This window comes from Maribacter cobaltidurans, from assembly GCF_002269385.1.
Taxonomy (GTDB): domain Bacteria; phylum Bacteroidota; class Bacteroidia; order Flavobacteriales; family Flavobacteriaceae; genus Maribacter; species Maribacter cobaltidurans.
Genome location: NZ_CP022957.1, coordinates 3,973,259 through 3,989,229 on the forward strand (window position 1 = coordinate 3,973,259; position 15,971 = coordinate 3,989,229).

Sequence of the window (15,971 nt, forward strand, 5' to 3'; positions counted from 1 at the left end):
AAACAATCAAAAAACAACAATCATGAGAAAATTAGCAGTAGTATTATTAGCAGCCGTTTTACCTTCAATAGGCTTTTCACAGTCCATCTTTGACAAGTATGAGGATATGGACAATGTGGGGTCCGTAATCGTAAACAAAGGAATGATAGACTTGGTTTCCAAAATAGGGGAATTTGATGATGACGAGGAAACAAGAGAGTTTGTTGAGGTAGCCAAAGGTCTACAAGGCGTAAAAGTATTTATGACCGAGGACGAAGGGGTATCCATGGATATGTCCAAAACTGTAAAGCAATACCTAAAGAGTTCAAAATTGGAGGAACTGATGAGGGTAAAGGACAAGGACGTCAATGTGAAATTTTATGTTAGAAACGGCAGGAATAAGGATCATGTAACGGAATTACTAATGTTCGTTTCGGGTATGGAAAATGTTGAAATTGGACATAACGGGCGCAAACTAGAAACCGTATTGGTAAGTTTAACAGGAGATATAGACCTGAATAAGATTGGCTCTATAACCAATAAAATGGACCTTCCAAAAGACTTGAAGAAAGCAGGCGGAAGTAGATAACAAAATAAAAAAAATAGAAGAACACAGGCGGACTTTTTGGTCCGCCTATACTTCTTAAAGAAAATGATATGAAACTAAATAGTTTAGCAATCTTACTTGTACTTGTTTTAAGTGCCTGTTCTTCCAAACAGAGTTTACAGGAGTATTATATCGATAATACGGAGAATCCAAATTTCCTACATTTAGATGTGCCGACAAGCATATTGAATCTGGAAGAGGTAGATCTTACAGAAGTCCAAAGGACAGCTTTGTCATCCTTGAGAAAGTTAAACATTCTTGCTTTTAAAAAGACCGAGGAAAACACTCCGGAGTATAAAGTTCAAAAGCAGCAGGTAAAGACAATTCTTTCCAATGACAATTATTCGGAACTAATAAAAATGAATACGGAATTTGGCCGTGCTACCGTTAAATATTTGGGCGATGATGACGCTATAGATGAGGTAATCATCTATGGGGACAATGACGATAAAGGATTCGCCATAATTCGTGTCCTGGGTGATGATATGAACCCCGCTCATTTTGTTCAGCTATTGCAGGCCATTCAAAAATCAAACTTTAAAGGGGAAGGTCTTGGTGAACTCGGAGATTTTCTTAAAGGTTAAGGAATCTATTTTAAATGAAAAGAGTCCGGTCTAGGCATAGCTTAAACTGGACTTTACTTTTTGTACCCCATGGTTACTAAAAAATAAATTGTGACCTTATGTGTATATTCGGGTCATATTAAAAGTAGAATATTAACCATTAAACCTGAAAACTAGTATGGAAAATTTATCTATGGATGCTATCATGGGTTATATAGAGACTTATGGAGTTCCAATTTTAACTGCAATCTTAACGTACATTATTGGATCGTGGATAATTAAAAAAATAATCAAGGCCTTAAGAAAGGTAATGGCCAAGGGTACCTACGACGAGTCCCTCCAAAAGTTCCTAATGAATTTGATTTCTTGGGCACTAAAGATATTTTTAGTCCTATTGGTTATTTCCCAATTAGGAGTAGACGTTACTACATTTGCTGCGGTAATCGCAGCTGCCGGTTTGGCCGTTGGCCTGGCCTTACAGGGATCCTTATCCAATTTTGCGGGAGGGGTTCTTATTATGATTTTTAAACCTTATAAAATAGGGGATCTTATTGAGGCACAAGGTGTTTTGGGTTCCGTGAAGGAAATTGAAATATTTACCACAAAACTTATAACACCTCAAAATAAGTTGGCAATCGTTCCAAATGGGGCTATGGCCAATGGGAATATCATCAACTTTACCGCCGAAGGTAAAATGCGTGTGGACACTGTAGTTGGGGTCGATTATGGTTCCGATATTAAAAAGACCAAAGAAGTCTTGTTGGAAATGCTAAAAGCAAACCCGAAGGTTTTACAAGATCCGGCACCTTCCGTAAATGTTGAGGAATTGGCAGATAGTTCTGTAAATCTCGCGGTAAGGCCATATTGCAAACCAGAGGATTATTGGGATGTCTATTTTGGTACTATCGAAGGCACTAAAGAAGCTCTGGATAAAGCAGGAATAGAGATTCCGTATCCGCACGAAGTACAGATTAACAAATAAGAAAAAGGGCCGATTGATATCGGCCTTTTTGTTTTAAACCCCAGTGTAATTGCTTGGGGTAATTTGTTTTAATTCCTGTTTTATTTCGCCGGACACATCCAAAGTTTCAATAAAGGAAGCTATGGATTGTTGATTTATTCTTTCATTGGTCCTGGTAAGTCCCTTTAAAGCTTCATATGGATTGGGATATCCTTCCCTTCTTAAAATTGTTTGAATCGCCTCGGCTACAACGGCCCAGTTGTTTTCCAGGTCCTGCTCAAATTTCTCTTTGTTCAATAACAATTTATTAAGGCCTTTGAGTGTTGAAAGAAAAGCTATTATCGTATGTGCAAAGGGTACACCCACATTTCTGAGAACGGTACTATCCGTTAAATCACGCTGTAATCTGGATACCGGTAGTTTGGCGGATAAATGTTCAAAAAGTGCATTTGCAATGCCCAGATTACCTTCGGAGTTCTCAAAGTCAATTGGATTTACTTTATGGGGCATGGCAGAGGAACCTACTTCCCCAGCTTTTATTTTTTGCTTGAAATAATCCATGGAAACGTAGGTCCAAAAGTCTCTGTCCAAATCCAGGATTATGGTATTGATGCGCTTTAAGGTATCGAACAATGCGGCCATATGGTCGTAGTGTTCGATCTGTGTGGTGGGGAAAGAATGATGGAGCCCCAACTTTTCTTGAACGAATTTTTCACCGAATGCTTTCCAGTCTATGTTTGGATAGGCAACTTTATGCGCATTGTAATTGCCCGTGGCACCGCCAAATTTAGCAGCACTGGGAATATCGTTCAACAGGTTGAACTGTTCCTTGAGTCTTACCACAAAAACCTCAATTTCTTTACCTAATCGGGTAGGTGAGGCAGGTTGGCCATGTGTTCTGGCCAACATTGGGATATCTTTCCATTCTTCGGCCAAGTCTTCCAACTTTTTTAGGACATTGAAATATTCGGGAACGTACACATCGTTCATGGCTTCTTTTATGGAGAGCGGAATAGCGGTGTTGTTTATGTCCTGTGAGGTAAGACCAAAGTGAATAAACTCTTTATGCTCAGAGATGCCAAGTTTATCAAATGCTTTTTTGATGAAATATTCCACCGCTTTGACATCATGGTTGGTGGTTTTTTCAATTTCCTTTATTTCCAACGCATCCTGCTCATCAAAATTCAGGTAAATATTCCGAAGGACTGTAAACTTTGATGTATCGAAAGAAGAAAGCTGAGGTAAAGGAATTTCACAAAGTGCAATAAAATATTCTATTTCGACCCGAACCCTATATTTTATTAAAGCTTCCTCGGAAAAATAAGCAGCTAAGGGTTCAGCTTTGTTTCTGTATCGACCATCTATAGGGGAGATGGCATTCAATGCATTTAGGGCCATAATGGTTATCTAATTTAAAAGCGGTAAAGATACCTAATAGAACTAGAGTTTAAAACAGTTCTTTTAACTAAAATTTTGATCCTGATTGCTATGGATTTAGAGGCCAACCTTTTCAATTTAATTTTTTAAGAACCATTCTGGCCCTGGCCTTATAAGCGGCACTTCCCTTCGGATAATTTTGTTCCAATATCATTTTCAATTCGGGATGTATCCATCCAAACTTTTGCCCCAATAAAAATAAACTTGTCATGGAATAAGCCTTGGCTGCCACCTTATGTTCTCCAATCAGCCAATCAAAGCATGCAGTAGTTATTGTATTCAGGTGACTTTCTTTGATATATTTTTGACCTTCACTGGGCTTTTTGGAAAAATAGGATTGTACTAGAAGTTCGCAAATTTTGGCCAGGGGACGAACAGAGGAATCTAAATTGACTTTAGTAATTATTTTTGTAAAATTGTCCAAATAAGGATAAAGTATGGAACTACGTTTTTTAAATGCAAATTCTAGGATCCAGCTAGCTTTACAGGAAATAGGGTCTTCTTCAAGATGTATTATTTCAATTAAAGAAGGTATTAAATCTTCATTGGATAGGACAACCTCTGCCATTTCCGATCTTTTTTTACGGGAACTATCTACATAATTTAACGCTTTGTATAAATCACTTTTAGTCATACCATAGTAAATTTAGAAATAAATCAAATCAGCAAATGAAAACTCTTAAAAAAGTAATGATAGGTCTTTTGGTAATCTTCATAGCCACTCAATTTTACAGGCCGGAAAAGAATATTTCAAAGGAAAACCATACCGCTGCATTTATGGAGGAAACCAATCCGCCAAACGAGGTGAAAGCCATTCTGAAAAATGCCTGCTTTGATTGTCATAGCAATAATACGGTATATCCGTGGTACAACAACATTGCACCCGTTTCTTTCTGGTTGGCAGATCATGTAGAGGAAGGTAAATCCGAATTGAATTTTTCCGAATGGTCAAGTTATTCGGATAAAAAAAAGGACCATAAGCTGGAGGAGCTTTATGAAGAAACCGAAAAGAGGGCAATGCCACTTAAGGAATACACCTGGACACACCATGAGGCAAGGCTTACACAAGATCAAATTGATGCCGTAGTGAAATGGGCCAAAGATACTAGGTCGCTTTATCAATTAGGGAATCAACCAAAATAGGAACACCTTCTACAGCTGTTTTGGGGATTATCTTGAGGTTTTGAATGCGACCTTCTTGAATGGAAGGTCTAGGGTCAATAAAATAAATGGGAGTGCCATCATTGATAAAATTGATGAGGCTAGCCGCCGGATATACTTGCATGGAGGTTCCAATAATAATTAAAATATCGGCATTTTGAGTGATGTTAATGGCCCTGTCCAACATGGGAACCGGTTCCCCGAACCAAACAATGTGTGGTCTTAGCTGATATCCTTTTTCGCAAAGATCTCCTAGTAAAATATCTTCCCTGCGTATGCTGATAGTTGATTCGTTGCCAACACTCCTTGCCTTTAAAAGTTCTCCATGTAGGTGCAAAACATGGTTACTTCCTGCCCTTTCATGCAGGTCGTCCACATTTTGGGTGACAATTTGTACGCGGTAATGCTCTTCTAATTTTGCCAAAGCCCTATGGGCATCATTGGGTTCAACGGTCAATAATTGTCTTCTACGCTGATTATAAAATTCCAGAACCAGTTCGGGATTTCGTTCAAAAGCCTCAGGGCTGGCTACTTCCATAACATCATGTCCTTCCCATAATCCATCTGCATCCCTAAAGGTTTTTAATCCACTTTCGGCACTCATCCCTGCACCCGTCAATACCACAATGTTCTTCATATGCTTGCTTTATTTCAAAAATATAGATTTTATTATCTTGGTTAAATGGGAGGAATGGAACTTTTAAATTATTTGGAAAATTTTATTTCCGAAGAAAGAAGGGAGCGATTTATATCGATTTTGGAAAACCGAACAAACTTTATTACGGTTGCTATCGAGGATGTATATCAAATGCACAATACCAGTGCCGTAATTCGCAGTTGTGAATCTTTTGGGGTTCAGAAAGCACACCTTATAGAAGGTAGGTTTGGTAAGCGTTTGGATAAAAAAATTGCCATGGGTGCACAGCAATGGGTTGATTTACATAGGTATTCCTATTCTTCGGAGGCCATTTCCAAATTAAGAAATCAAGGGTATAAAATCGTAGCGACCAGTCCACATGCAGATAGTTCACTTTTGATCGATTTTCAAATGGATTCCCCTATTGCCCTGTTCTTTGGTACCGAAAAGGAAGGTCTAAGTAAGGAGGTCATGGATAAGGCGGATATGTTCCTGAAAATACCCATGGTTGGTTTTACCGAAAGTCTTAATATTTCAGTTTCAGCAGCGATAATTCTGCAAGATTTGACCACAAAGCTTAGGAACAGCAATTTGCCTTGGCGGTTGTCCGACGAAGAAATCCTTGAAAAAAGATTGGATTGGACCAAAAAATCAATAAAGAGTATCGAGGAAATTCTGATAAGATTTAACCTGCAAAAGTAGATTTTTTACTATTTTAGAGTATCAACTAACTAATTGAATAACAAATGACGACTGTAATTTATATCCTGGCCGCCATTATAGTCCTTATCATTTTTCTTGCGGTAATTGCACCAAAAACCTATGATGTTTCAAGAAGTATTGAAATCAATAGTTCGAAAGAAAAAATTTGGCCCTATCTAAAGTTTTTGGAAAAACAACGGGAATGGTCACCATGGTCCAAAAAAGACCCTGATATGAATACCAAACTTACCGGTACCGATGGGGAAGTTGGAGCTGTTAGTTATTGGAACGGAAACAAGGAAGTAGGGGAAGGCGAACAGGAAATTACCAAGATAGTGGAGGGGGAGAGAGCCGAAGGTGAACTAAGATTTTTCAAACCTATGAAATCGGAATCCGATTGTTACCTTGTTCTTGAGGAAAACACCCCTGAAAAAAGTAAGGTTACTTGGGGCTTTCAGGGTAAAAGTGCATTCCCCTTTAGTATAATGCTGCTTTTCATGAGTATGGATAAAATGGTGGGAAAGGATTTTGAAGAGGGACTACAGATGTTAAAGACCAAAATGGAAAGCTAGGCACTTCACTTATACAAGGAAAACGGATGCTTCTGCCCGTGCCCAAAACCTAATGGGTAAAATGGTGGTCCCGATTCCTTTTGACACATACATGGGAATGTCACCCGTTTTGTACCATCCTTTGAGGTACCTGCCGCTCCCACCGGGTTTATAAAGCTCCTTTCCAAAAAATGTAATCTGACCGCCATGGGTGTGTCCGGACAGGATGCATTTTAAATTGATTTTGAATGAGGCGTTTAGCTGTGCAATAGTATCACTGTATTCCGGACAATGATTCAAAACTATGGTGTCGATATTTTCATCATCGATTGTTGATATGGCATGTACAAAGTCCGCATTACCACCTATGAAATCATCGATTCCCAAAAACTGTAAAGTCCTATTTCCTTTTCTTAATCTATAACTTTCATTAATCAATAGAATTCCGCCGTGTTTATTAACAAGCTGTTTGAATTCATCAATGGGTACATGACCACTGTGTTCTTTGTTGCCGTAGATGAAGATTTTAGGTATGGAGTCATCAAAGTGGTTTAAATATTCATCCAACAGGTCCAAACGTGTTTTTCTCGTAATGGTATCTCCCGTAAATAGAATGACATCTGGTTTTAGTTCATCTACTTTTTCCGCTACAGAGATAAGACCCGAGTGCAAATCTCTTAGATGTAAATCCGTAAGCTGTACCAATTTGATTTTTTCTTCGTTGCCATTTGAAAGGTCAAAATCCGTCCACTGGATGATGTATTTTTCAAACCAAAAAGCGTCCAATGCCATCAGACCTCCCAAACCTAAAACAGATGTAAGCAGTCTTTTGAAAAACGTCCTTCTCCTCATTTAAATCCTCTTCCTTCCTTTTAATTTTCTGAACTAAAGCTCCTTCAATTCCAGCAGTGCTATGTCATGGTCATTGTCCAAAACTATTTTTCCATTTTGTACGGTAACCTCCGTTTGGGAGTAGGCATCGAACAGTTTTGTGCCATCACCAAAAAAACCTTTTACCCATATAGATTTTTTACCCTCTGGCAAGTCCAAGGCAATGACCACCTTATCCTTAATATCCCCGTTCATGTACGTTCTGCCAAAAGTGTATGGGGATTTTGCCAATCTCCTATGTCTACCAGCTCCAATGGCTAGGTGTTTTCTTCTAAACTGCCCTAATTTTCTCCAGTGTTCCAAGATATCTTTGGTCGCCTCCTTATCCAAATCCTCCCAGTTCATGAACGAACGCAAGGTCGCATCACCCTGGGTGCTGTCTATAACCAAACTCCTGGCCGTTTCATCACCGTAATAAATTTGAGAGGCGCCTGGCGTGAGTAAGAGCACGTTGGCCGCTCTTTTAGGTTCGTTTCTATCCTTGTCAAACGGACTTCCATCGTCATGAGATGTTAGATAGTTAAGTACGCTTTTACCCTTTAATTTAGTTCTTAAAAGTTTGCTATATTTTGAAAAAATGGAATCATACTCCTTGGATGCATCATTCTTTAATTCAAAATTGATGAGGCTTTTGAAACCATTGTCGAAATAGTCCACTTTTTTGTCTCCAAAATCGTATTCCCTTCCACCTGAAATACCATACCCATACACTTCGCCTACCATATAAAAAGGGGTATCGTCTAGAATGTCGTTAGGATGTTTTCTTTTCCAGGTCTCAAAGGCATACGATGCTTCCTTCTGCAGCTCTGCCCAGGCATTTTCGTTCACGTGCTTTACAGTGTCTACCCTAAAACCATCGATGCCCAGCTCATGAATATAATCCGTAAGCCATTTTATTATATAAAACCTTGGTGCTCTGGGATACCCTGTCCTTTCGAAAAATAACTGAAGCTCGTCCAACTCGGTGCTTAACCTTCCCTCTTTTTTCCATTTGGCCAATAAATGGTCGGGTAATTCCACAGGCTCATCAGAATCGGTGATAACGTCCGGAAGATTACGTACCAAGGTGCAGTGGGTCGTATTTTCATAATTGGTAAATTCACAAATAGGTTCCGTAATCACCCATTCCTCTGGCCAGACAGGGTCTTCTTCCGTTACGGGGCCGGTGTGGTTGAGCACTACGTCCATCAAAATCCTAATTCCATGTTGGTGTGCCGTCTTCACCAAATTGGCCAAATCCTCTTTTGTTCCAAAATTAGGGTCTAGGGCCGTCCAGTCCTTCGCCCAATATCCATGATAACCATAACTGTTTCCGGTACCCTCATCCGTATCGCCATGAATTTGCTCCACGACTGGGGTGAACCAAATGGCATTAATACCCAATTCATCAAAATATCCGTCCATTATTTTTTCTGAAATGCCTTGAATATCACCGCCCATGAAACCCCTTAATTTTCCAGTTGGGTTGTCCCTATTGAAATTAACATCGTTATCAGGATTTGCATTATTGAACCTATCGGTTAACAAAAAGTAAATGTTGGCCCCTTCCCAAGCAAAGGGTAATTCTTTACTGGAAATACTATTGTTGGTTACTTTCGGTTCAAGGGTTTCTTGCTTGGTTTCCCTCTTACAAGATAGTAGGGATAGCAATAAAAAGGCTAAAGCAAAACATGTATATTTCATTTGCATTTTAGTTTTGTTAAAGCTATTAAATGCAGATGGAAGGCTAAAATTTATTTTTTTCTATTTAAGACCTTGAATTCTTCGTAGCAACTACTTATGGCATCCAGGATTTGTAGGTCGTTCGCCGTAGTAATAAAGGATTGTGAATAATTACAGTTATTGAGTATATCCTGAATATCCATTTTGTCCAATTGCAAAAGCTCCATCAATGTTTCCCTATCGAATTTGGACGCTAGCAAATCACGTATTTGGTCATCTTCCTTCATCTGCCTAAGTTTTCGCATTTGATTAGGCCTTTTTCCGAATAAGTTCCTTAATAAATCTGCTGGGTTGAGGATTGCGCCTAGGACCTTGGTGACGGCGCTAGGGTTTTTATTTCCTCCTTCATAACCCACGGAAAGACCGGATATGCTATATTGATATGCATTATTGATTGGTAGGTTTTTTACATCGATTTCCAAATAACCCGTCAATTGGTAAGGTCTTACAATGACTTCTTCTAGGGCATAGGCCAATTCTGTTAGGGAAATTTCCGTATTCTCAAACTTGAACATATCGTTCGTTACCCTCACCTTTTGAGATTTAAAACCTAAATAAGAGAAGTATAGGGTATCATTGACCGCAGCGGAAATCGCAAATTCCCCGTTATCATTGGTGATGGTGCCCACTACCTGATTAAGGTTGACCACATGCACACTTTCCATGGGAGTACCGGTTTGTGCGTTTTTTACGACCGCTTTGATTGTTTCAAGTCCAGAATCATCTTGTGCCCAGCCCAAAAGGCTGAAAAGACAAAATACCCCGACAATAAAAATGCGCATAAACCTAAATTCTGTAAAAATTAAAGGTACAAACAAAATAAAAAAATACGCCGAAGCGTATTTTTTAATATACAATTAACTAAAAGAAATCACCTTTTCGTTTTTTGCTTCTTCTCTTTCCGGAGTTGGGACTGCTGGAATTTCCTCGATCCCTACCCTTGCCACGGCCCTTGTCCTCGCCTTTAAAACTGTTTCTTCTTTTTCCTTTGTCCTTACCGCCTTTACCACGACGTTTACCTCCTCCGCCTCCGCCTCCGGGGTTTTTGGAGACTTCAACATTAACAAAACGGCCATCTACCTTAAATTCGGTAAATGTGCTAAGAATTTGTTCGGTAACCGATGCTTCTGTATTGAAGAAGGAAAAACTTTCCTTTACATCCACCTTGTATACATCTTCCTTTCCTAGGCCTACGGTATCACGGATAAAGTCCTTAAGGGACATCCAATCATAACCATCCTTCTCCCCAACATTGATAAAATAGCGGACCGAGCCATTTCCATTGTCCGAATAGGAAACCCTACCGTCATCATTGGACCTTTCCGGGGAAGAGTTTAAATCTTTGGTCTTATTATAGTAATTGAAGAACCTAGTGAATTCTACGGAAACAATTTTCTTGATAAGCTCTTCCCGGTCAATTCCTTTTAAAACATCATTAATTGCAGGTAAATAGCTATCTACCTCAGGGTTTATTTTGGTATCCTTGATTTTATTGGCAAGGTGATACAACTGTATCTCACATATTTCTATACCTGTGGGAATATTTTTCTGGATGAAATCCTGTTTTATCTTATTTTCAATAGCCTTTATTTTGCGCAATTCACTACGCGTAATGATGACCATTGAAATTCCGGATTTTCCAGCTCTACCTGTTCTACCACTTCTGTGTGTATAGGTCTCTATTTCATCCGGGAGTTGATAATTGATGACATGGGTAATGTCATCAACATCGATACCTCTTGCTGCGACATCCGTTGCTACCAACATTTGAATTTGCTTCTTTCGGAAGGCGTTCATGACCAAATCTCGTTGGTTCTGGCTGAGGTCCCCGTGCAAAGCACCGGCATTATACCCATCCTCGATCAATTTTTCGGCTACTTTTTGTGTGTCCCTCTTGGTTCTACAGAAAATCACTGAAAATATATCCGGATTGGTATCTGCAAGTCTTTTTAAGGCTGGGTAACGATCCCTGCCACTTACTACATAATACTCATGCTGCACGGTTGAGGCTCCGGAATTTTTGGTTCCCACGGTAATTTCCTGTGGGGAATGCATAAACTTTTTGGCAATGACCGACACTTCTTTTGGCATAGTAGCCGAAAACAACCAAGTGGATTTTTCATTGGGTGTATTGGAGAGAATATCCTGAATATCTTCAAAGAAGCCCATATTCAGCATTTCGTCGGCCTCATCAAGTACACAATAGTCAATTTTGGTAATATCCACCAAACCTCTACTGATCATGTCTTTCATTCTCCCTGGCGTTGCCACCACAATTTGGGCTCCTCGTTTTATCTGTCTAGCCTGCTCCGTGATGCTGGCACCACCGTAAATGGCCACCACGCTAATATTCTTTTCATATTTGGAATATAGCTGTAGTTCATTGGTAATCTGCAAGCAAAGTTCTCTCGTTGGGGAGAGAATCAACCCTTGGGTCGTGCGGCTGTTACCATCAATTTTTTGAATTAGGGGAAACCCGAAAGCAGCTGTTTTTCCTGTACCTGTTTGGGCCAGGGCCACTAGGTCCGTGTCACTTTCCAATAAAATGGGGATTGCTTTTTCCTGTACTTCGGATGGGGATTCAAATCCCATGTCCGACACAGCATTCAATAAGGACTGGTTTAGTCCCAATGCTTCAAACTTTGTCATAATATGTTATATACTTAATCGCAAATAAGAATGCTGCTTAGAGGGATTATCCTATATAACCTATTTAGACTCGGCGCAACACATGCTATACTAGCGGCGTTTATTAAAGCGGCAAAGGTACTGCTAATTAATGAGATGGAATAATTATTATTTGATTTGGTTTAAGGTGCGAGAGTGTACCCATAAATGGATAATAAAGTACCAATGATTCCGGAAATTATCATACATACTATGAAGGTCTTCTGCAACAATGGATTGTCATAAATGATGATACAAACGGCACCTAAAACAATACTTATTTGGAAGAAGAGCATGCCCAAATCAAATTTTTTGGTTGCAAAGTCATATTCATCGGCAAGGGCTTCCCACTCGTTGATTCCAACAATTTTACCCATTTCACCATCCAAGTCCTGGGCCCAGGATTCTTGGGGAATATTGGCAGAGCCTATTAGGATTTCGTTTTTTTCGGAAGCGTATTTTTCTATTTGAAGCTTTACATTATCTACTTTTTCCTGAATGCCTTTTACTTTGTCCTCAACCACCACGCCGCTTTCCAAAAGTGCCTGCAGATAGTCCAGTTCACTCTCCTTTAAGCTTTCCTTTATGCTTTTGGACTGGTACCAACTGGAATAATTGACAACTTTATTATGGGCAATCATCATTTCTTCCTCCAGTTCCCCGTTGATCATTTGTGAAATGGCCATAAATGCAGCAAAAAAGGCAATCAGGACACCTCCAACGGCTTCAGCTCTTTCGGAAGCAACGGAGACCTCGACCATCTCCTGGCTTTTTTTAGATTGTAACATGGTATATCTTTAAATAGGTAATAAGCTTTGAAAAGGCTTTTCCCCTGTGTCCTATTTCATTTTTTATTTCCAGTGGAAGTTCTGCAAACGTTTCCGTATAACCATCCGGTTTAAAAATGGGATCATAGCCAAATCCCTGGCTTCCTTTTTTGGAACCTATGATTTCCCCTTGAACGGAACCTTCAAAAAATTGGGTTTCCCCGTCCAAATTCAATGCGATTACGGTTGTGAAGCATGCAGAGCGATCCTCTTTGTCCTTAAGGTTTCTTAATAATTTATCCATGTTGGCATCCGCATCATTCTGTGCTCCTGCATATCTGGCCGAATAAACGCCCGGCTCACCGTTTAATGCTTGGACAATCAAACCTGTATCATCCGCAAAACAGGGTAACCGGTATTTATCATACACGAAATCCGATTTAAGTTTTGCATTCCCCTCTAAAGTTTCCGCTGTTTCGGGAATGTCTTCCGTACATCCTAGATCATTTAATGAGACCAATTCTATTTTTTTGGGTAATAGCTGCTGAACTTCCCTTAGTTTATTTTGGTTATGCGTGGCAAAAACAAGTTTCATTCTTGTCTATTTATTTACCTTCGTTTATAATTCCATGAACGCCAAAAATAGTAATTTTATCACATGGAGTTAAAGTTGCCCCCGGTTCTGATTTTTTTCTTTTTTGCGTTGATAATGTATTTGGTCGGTGAGTTTTTGCCGGTTGGTTTTTTTGACTTCTTTGGCCGATTTCTTTTGGCGGAGATATTGATGGGCTTAGCAGGTCTTATTGGTTTGGTTTCTCTGATTCAATTTTTTAGATCCAAGACTTCAGTAGATCCTATTAAACCCCAAAAAGCGAGTCGGTTGGTAACATCAGGACTGTACAATTATTCAAGAAACCCTATGTACTTGGCCCTGTTGATGATTTTGCTCGGTTTTGGACTTTTCCTGGGAAACGCTTTCAACACTTTGGTCGCAGCCGGGTTTGTTGGATATATGAATCGTTTTCAGATTATACCTGAGGAAAAGATTCTTCTGGACAAATTTGGGAAGGATTATAAGGCTTATATTACAGCTACAAGAAGGTGGTTTTAAGAAGATTCACATATTACCTCCATGATTAATATTCTAAAATATTATCTATTTAGCTTATAATTTAATATATTAGCTTTTTAAATAATACATTATGATTGCAATTATTACCGGAGATATCATAAATTCCGAAAATCACCATTCTTCTGAGTGGATGGATATTCTAAAGGACTACTTCTCACGTTTTGGTCCATCTCCCATGAATTGGGAGATATATAGAGGTGATGAGTTTCAATTAAAGGTAACGCAGGAGAATGCCCTGTTAACTGCCATTAGAATAAAAGCGCTGTTAAAATCAATCAAGGATTTAGATGTAAGAATGGGAATTGGAATAGGATTGGAAACCTATATTGGTTCGGGTGTAAGTGAATCCAATGGGCCGGCCTATCAACGTTCAGGACGTAAATTGGAATCCATAAAGGATGGTAAAGTGAACCTAAGTATAGCAACAGGGAATGAATTCTATGATAGAACCTTGAACTTAATGCTACAATTGGCCTCTGATTTTATGGATAGCTGGAGTATGGTCTCTGCGGAAATTATGGCATTGGTCTTGGATGATCCAAAGGCATCCCAAAAAGAGATAGCCCAAAAATTGGGAATTAAACAATCGGCGGTTAGTCAACGATTAAAAAGGGCCAGGTTGGATTTGGTAATGGATTTATTGGGGTATTATGATTTGGTAATTAAGGAAATTTGATCATGCAGCTATTCGTAAAACTTTTACTAGCCCATCTTCTGGGGGATTTTATGTTACAACCTACCAAATGGGTCATACATAAAGAGGCGAACAAGGGTACTTCAATATATCTCTATTTGCATGTACTTATCCATTTTGTCCTATATATGTTGATTCTATGGGACTTGGAAAAGTGGGGTATAGCCCTGATTTTAGCTATAAGCCATTTGATTATAGATATGGCCAAACTCTATGCGAACCCATTGTTTAAAAATAAAGGCATCCCATTTTTCATAGACCAAGTATTGCATCTTATGGCCATATACATTTGCGTTTATTATTCAAATCTGTACGGGCATACAATGGCCCTATTTACGGAGTTGGATTGGCCACTTGTTTTGGCTATCGTATTTGTAACTTCACCATCTGCCATTATCATGGGAAAATTGTTGGAAGGTATGTCCAACCAAATAAACACGGACCATAAGTCACTGCCAAATGCCGGAAAATATATTGGTATTATAGAAAGATTGTTCGTTTTGACCTTTATAATTATCGGTAGGTGGGAGGCGATAGGTCTTTTGATAACGGCAAAATCCGTTTTTAGGTTTAATGACCTAAAGGAAAGCAATAGTAGAAAGCTCACGGAATACATATTAATTGGTACATTAGTAAGCTTTGGACTGGCAATAATTGCCGGAATCCTATATGTTCATTACAACCCATGACCCATGATACTATGAAAATCTTTGCCGCTCTTTTTTGTACGATGTTCTTCATGACCAATACAGGTTTTGCCCAGCAAAATTATTTTCGGTCGTTTGATGGGGTAAAAATCACCTATACGGACGAAGGTTTTGGGGAACCTGTGTTGCTTCTGCATGGATTTTTAAACTCTGGGAAATCTTGGGATAATACCGAGCTAAAAAAAGACCTGTTGAATAAGGGATACAGGGTTATTATTCCTGATTTAAGAGGCTGTGGTCAGTCAGATAAGCCCCAAGAGGAATCCTCCTATCAGGATAATGCGGAGGTGAAAGATATAAAATTGCTAATGACCCATTTGCATGCCAAAAATTATAATGCCATTGGCTATTCTAGGGGCAGTATTGTTTTGGCGGAACTCCTAACGGAGGACCCAAGAATCAAGAAAGCTGTTTTTGGAGGTATGGGTATCGACTTTACAAATCCAAAATGGGATAGAAGATTGGCGTTTGCAAAAGCTTTTAATGGGGAAGTATCAGAAATGACAAAAGGAGCCTTAGATTACGCTAGATCAATCAATGCCGACTTTAGGTCACTTTATTTGCAACAAAAATATCAACCTGCTACTCCCAAAGAAGAGCTTAGTCAATTGAACGTAAAAATATTGGTAATCGCAGGGAACGAGGATTTGGACAATGGTGATCCCGAAGCCCTAAAAAAGATATTGAAAAAATCAAAACTCGTGATTGTGCCTGGAGACCATAATGGAACCTGGAAAACAAAAGCGTTTTCCAAGGAAATCCTTCGTTTTTTATAATAAGACTGGACTTTTAG

The 15,971-nt window shown here is 39.2% G+C and carries 19 protein-coding genes; 10 read left to right on the plus strand and 9 right to left on the minus strand.

Annotated elements, in window-relative coordinates; genetic code table 11:
• Nucleotides 1-22 precede the first annotated feature (22 nt).
• The 3 genes from CJ263_RS17745 (at nucleotide 23) to CJ263_RS17755 (ending at nucleotide 2,131) form a co-directional block, all read left to right on the plus strand.
• Nucleotides 23-568: a DUF4252 domain-containing protein gene (locus CJ263_RS17745; RefSeq protein ID WP_094998497.1), complete on the plus strand. Its 546-nt coding sequence runs from the start codon at nucleotides 23-25 to the stop codon at nucleotides 566-568.
• A 68-nt stretch (nucleotides 569-636) separates the two neighbouring features.
• Nucleotides 637-1,170 carry a DUF4252 domain-containing protein gene (locus CJ263_RS17750; protein ID WP_094998498.1) on the plus strand — a complete coding sequence of 178 codons (534 nt, stop codon included), beginning with the start codon at nucleotides 637-639 and terminating at the stop codon, nucleotides 1,168-1,170.
• 157 nt (nucleotides 1,171-1,327) lie between these two features.
• Complete coding sequence (locus CJ263_RS17755) at nucleotides 1,328-2,131, plus strand: mechanosensitive ion channel family protein (RefSeq protein WP_094998499.1); 804 nt, start codon at nucleotides 1,328-1,330, stop codon at nucleotides 2,129-2,131.
• Nucleotides 2,132-2,164: 33 nt separating this feature from the next.
• Here CJ263_RS17755 and purB read toward each other — a convergent pair whose 3' ends face one another.
• Together purB and CJ263_RS17765 are read right to left on the minus strand one after the other, a co-directional pair.
• A complete protein-coding gene (purB, locus tag CJ263_RS17760; RefSeq protein WP_094998500.1) occupies nucleotides 2,165-3,508 on the minus strand; it encodes an adenylosuccinate lyase in 1,344 nt (447 codons plus the stop codon).
• Nucleotides 3,509-3,620: 112 nt separating this feature from the next.
• Nucleotides 3,621-4,181, minus strand: coding sequence for an adenylosuccinate lyase (locus tag CJ263_RS17765; protein ID WP_094998501.1), 561 nt, complete (start codon nucleotides 4,179-4,181; stop codon nucleotides 3,621-3,623).
• 35 nt (nucleotides 4,182-4,216) lie between these two features.
• Between CJ263_RS17765 and CJ263_RS17770 the strand changes: the two genes are divergently transcribed.
• Nucleotides 4,217-4,690, plus strand: a complete 474-nt coding sequence (locus tag CJ263_RS17770) for a heme-binding domain-containing protein (protein WP_094998502.1) — start codon at nucleotides 4,217-4,219, stop codon at nucleotides 4,688-4,690.
• Here the strand turns inward: CJ263_RS17770 and CJ263_RS17775 are convergent.
• On the minus strand, nucleotides 4,653-5,345 hold the full coding sequence (locus CJ263_RS17775; RefSeq protein WP_094998503.1) for an SIR2 family NAD-dependent protein deacylase: 693 nt from the start codon (nucleotides 5,343-5,345) through the stop codon (nucleotides 4,653-4,655). The two genes, CJ263_RS17770 and CJ263_RS17775, sit on opposite strands and share 38 nt — an antisense overlap.
• 45 nt (nucleotides 5,346-5,390) lie before the next feature.
• Between CJ263_RS17775 and CJ263_RS17780 the strand changes: the two genes are divergently transcribed.
• Together CJ263_RS17780 and CJ263_RS17785 are read left to right on the plus strand one after the other, a co-directional pair.
• On the plus strand, nucleotides 5,391-6,047 hold the full coding sequence (locus CJ263_RS17780; protein ID WP_094998504.1) for a TrmH family RNA methyltransferase: 657 nt from the start codon (nucleotides 5,391-5,393) through the stop codon (nucleotides 6,045-6,047).
• 44 nt (nucleotides 6,048-6,091) lie between these two features.
• A complete protein-coding gene (locus CJ263_RS17785) occupies nucleotides 6,092-6,619 on the plus strand; it encodes an SRPBCC family protein (protein ID WP_094998505.1) in 528 nt (175 codons plus the stop codon).
• 9 nt (nucleotides 6,620-6,628) lie between these two features.
• On the opposite strand, the gene CJ263_RS17790 is transcribed toward CJ263_RS17785, so the two are convergent.
• From CJ263_RS17790 to CJ263_RS17815, 6 genes are all read right to left on the minus strand, one after another.
• Entirely contained in the window at nucleotides 6,629-7,450 is an 822-nt protein-coding gene (locus CJ263_RS17790) for a metallophosphoesterase (protein WP_229702433.1), read from the minus strand.
• A gap of 33 nt (nucleotides 7,451-7,483) precedes the next feature.
• A complete protein-coding gene (locus CJ263_RS17795) occupies nucleotides 7,484-9,172 on the minus strand; it encodes an alpha-amylase family glycosyl hydrolase (RefSeq protein WP_094999299.1) in 1,689 nt (562 codons plus the stop codon).
• A gap of 50 nt (nucleotides 9,173-9,222) precedes the next feature.
• The gene (locus tag CJ263_RS17800; protein ID WP_094999300.1) at nucleotides 9,223-9,993 is read right to left on the minus strand and encodes a carboxypeptidase-like regulatory domain-containing protein; all 771 of its coding nucleotides are present in this window, start codon (nucleotides 9,991-9,993) and stop codon (nucleotides 9,223-9,225) included.
• Nucleotides 9,994-10,072: 79 nt separating this feature from the next.
• The gene (locus CJ263_RS17805) at nucleotides 10,073-11,860 is read right to left on the minus strand and encodes a DEAD/DEAH box helicase (RefSeq protein WP_094998506.1); all 1,788 of its coding nucleotides are present in this window, start codon (nucleotides 11,858-11,860) and stop codon (nucleotides 10,073-10,075) included.
• Nucleotides 11,861-12,021: 161 nt separating this feature from the next.
• Nucleotides 12,022-12,666 (minus strand): DUF4337 domain-containing protein, encoded by a 645-nt coding sequence (locus tag CJ263_RS17810; protein WP_094998507.1) that lies wholly within the window; start codon nucleotides 12,664-12,666, stop codon nucleotides 12,022-12,024.
• Complete coding sequence (locus CJ263_RS17815) at nucleotides 12,653-13,240, minus strand: non-canonical purine NTP diphosphatase (protein ID WP_094998508.1); 588 nt, start codon at nucleotides 13,238-13,240, stop codon at nucleotides 12,653-12,655. Before CJ263_RS17815 ends, CJ263_RS17810 begins: the two co-directional genes overlap by 14 nt.
• Nucleotides 13,241-13,303: 63 nt before the next feature.
• On the opposite strand from CJ263_RS17815, the gene CJ263_RS17820 reads away from it, so the two are divergent.
• The 4 genes from CJ263_RS17820 to CJ263_RS17835 all read left to right on the plus strand — a co-directional run bounded on the left by CJ263_RS17820 (nucleotide 13,304) and on the right by CJ263_RS17835 (nucleotide 15,954).
• Nucleotides 13,304-13,756 (plus strand): methyltransferase family protein, encoded by a 453-nt coding sequence (locus CJ263_RS17820; protein ID WP_094998509.1) that lies wholly within the window; start codon nucleotides 13,304-13,306, stop codon nucleotides 13,754-13,756.
• 91 nt (nucleotides 13,757-13,847) lie between these two features.
• Nucleotides 13,848-14,453: a SatD family protein gene (locus tag CJ263_RS17825; RefSeq protein WP_094998510.1), complete on the plus strand. Its 606-nt coding sequence runs from the start codon at nucleotides 13,848-13,850 to the stop codon at nucleotides 14,451-14,453.
• Between the two features lie 2 nt (nucleotides 14,454-14,455).
• The gene (locus CJ263_RS17830; protein WP_094998511.1) at nucleotides 14,456-15,160 is read left to right on the plus strand and encodes a DUF3307 domain-containing protein; all 705 of its coding nucleotides are present in this window, start codon (nucleotides 14,456-14,458) and stop codon (nucleotides 15,158-15,160) included.
• A gap of 11 nt (nucleotides 15,161-15,171) precedes the next feature.
• The gene (locus CJ263_RS17835; RefSeq protein WP_094999301.1) at nucleotides 15,172-15,954 is read left to right on the plus strand and encodes an alpha/beta fold hydrolase; all 783 of its coding nucleotides are present in this window, start codon (nucleotides 15,172-15,174) and stop codon (nucleotides 15,952-15,954) included.
• The last annotated feature ends 17 nt before the right edge of the window (nucleotides 15,955-15,971 follow it).

Coding starts and splice junctions, on each gene's coding strand:
- CJ263_RS17780 (WP_094998504.1), top strand. CDS start 5,391: ATGGGAGGAATGGAACTTTTAAATTATTTGGAAAATTTTATTTCCGAA.
- CJ263_RS17785 (WP_094998505.1), top strand. CDS start 6,092: ATGACGACTGTAATTTATATCCTGGCCGCCATTATAGTCCTTATCATT.
- CJ263_RS17805 (WP_094998506.1), bottom strand. CDS start 11,860: ATGACAAAGTTTGAAGCATTGGGACTAAACCAGTCCTTATTGAATGCT.
- purB (WP_094998500.1), bottom strand. CDS start 3,508: ATGGCCCTAAATGCATTGAATGCCATCTCCCCTATAGATGGTCGATAC.
- CJ263_RS17830 (WP_094998511.1), top strand. CDS start 14,456: ATGCAGCTATTCGTAAAACTTTTACTAGCCCATCTTCTGGGGGATTTT.
- CJ263_RS17800 (WP_094999300.1), bottom strand. CDS start 9,993: ATGCGCATTTTTATTGTCGGGGTATTTTGTCTTTTCAGCCTTTTGGGC.
- CJ263_RS17820 (WP_094998509.1), top strand. CDS start 13,304: ATGGAGTTAAAGTTGCCCCCGGTTCTGATTTTTTTCTTTTTTGCGTTG.
- CJ263_RS17815 (WP_094998508.1), bottom strand. CDS start 13,240: ATGAAACTTGTTTTTGCCACGCATAACCAAAATAAACTAAGGGAAGTT.
- CJ263_RS17745 (WP_094998497.1), top strand. CDS start 23: ATGAGAAAATTAGCAGTAGTATTATTAGCAGCCGTTTTACCTTCAATA.
- CJ263_RS17750 (WP_094998498.1), top strand. CDS start 637: ATGAAACTAAATAGTTTAGCAATCTTACTTGTACTTGTTTTAAGTGCC.
- CJ263_RS17765 (WP_094998501.1), bottom strand. CDS start 4,181: ATGACTAAAAGTGATTTATACAAAGCGTTAAATTATGTAGATAGTTCC.
- CJ263_RS17790 (WP_229702433.1), bottom strand. CDS start 7,450: ATGAGGAGAAGGACGTTTTTCAAAAGACTGCTTACATCTGTTTTAGGT.
- CJ263_RS17770 (WP_094998502.1), top strand. CDS start 4,217: ATGAAAACTCTTAAAAAAGTAATGATAGGTCTTTTGGTAATCTTCATA.
- CJ263_RS17775 (WP_094998503.1), bottom strand. CDS start 5,345: ATGAAGAACATTGTGGTATTGACGGGTGCAGGGATGAGTGCCGAAAGT.
- CJ263_RS17755 (WP_094998499.1), top strand. CDS start 1,328: ATGGAAAATTTATCTATGGATGCTATCATGGGTTATATAGAGACTTAT.
- CJ263_RS17835 (WP_094999301.1), top strand. CDS start 15,172: ATGAAAATCTTTGCCGCTCTTTTTTGTACGATGTTCTTCATGACCAAT.
- CJ263_RS17825 (WP_094998510.1), top strand. CDS start 13,848: ATGATTGCAATTATTACCGGAGATATCATAAATTCCGAAAATCACCAT.
- CJ263_RS17795 (WP_094999299.1), bottom strand. CDS start 9,172: ATGAAATATACATGTTTTGCTTTAGCCTTTTTATTGCTATCCCTACTA.
- CJ263_RS17810 (WP_094998507.1), bottom strand. CDS start 12,666: ATGTTACAATCTAAAAAAAGCCAGGAGATGGTCGAGGTCTCCGTTGCT.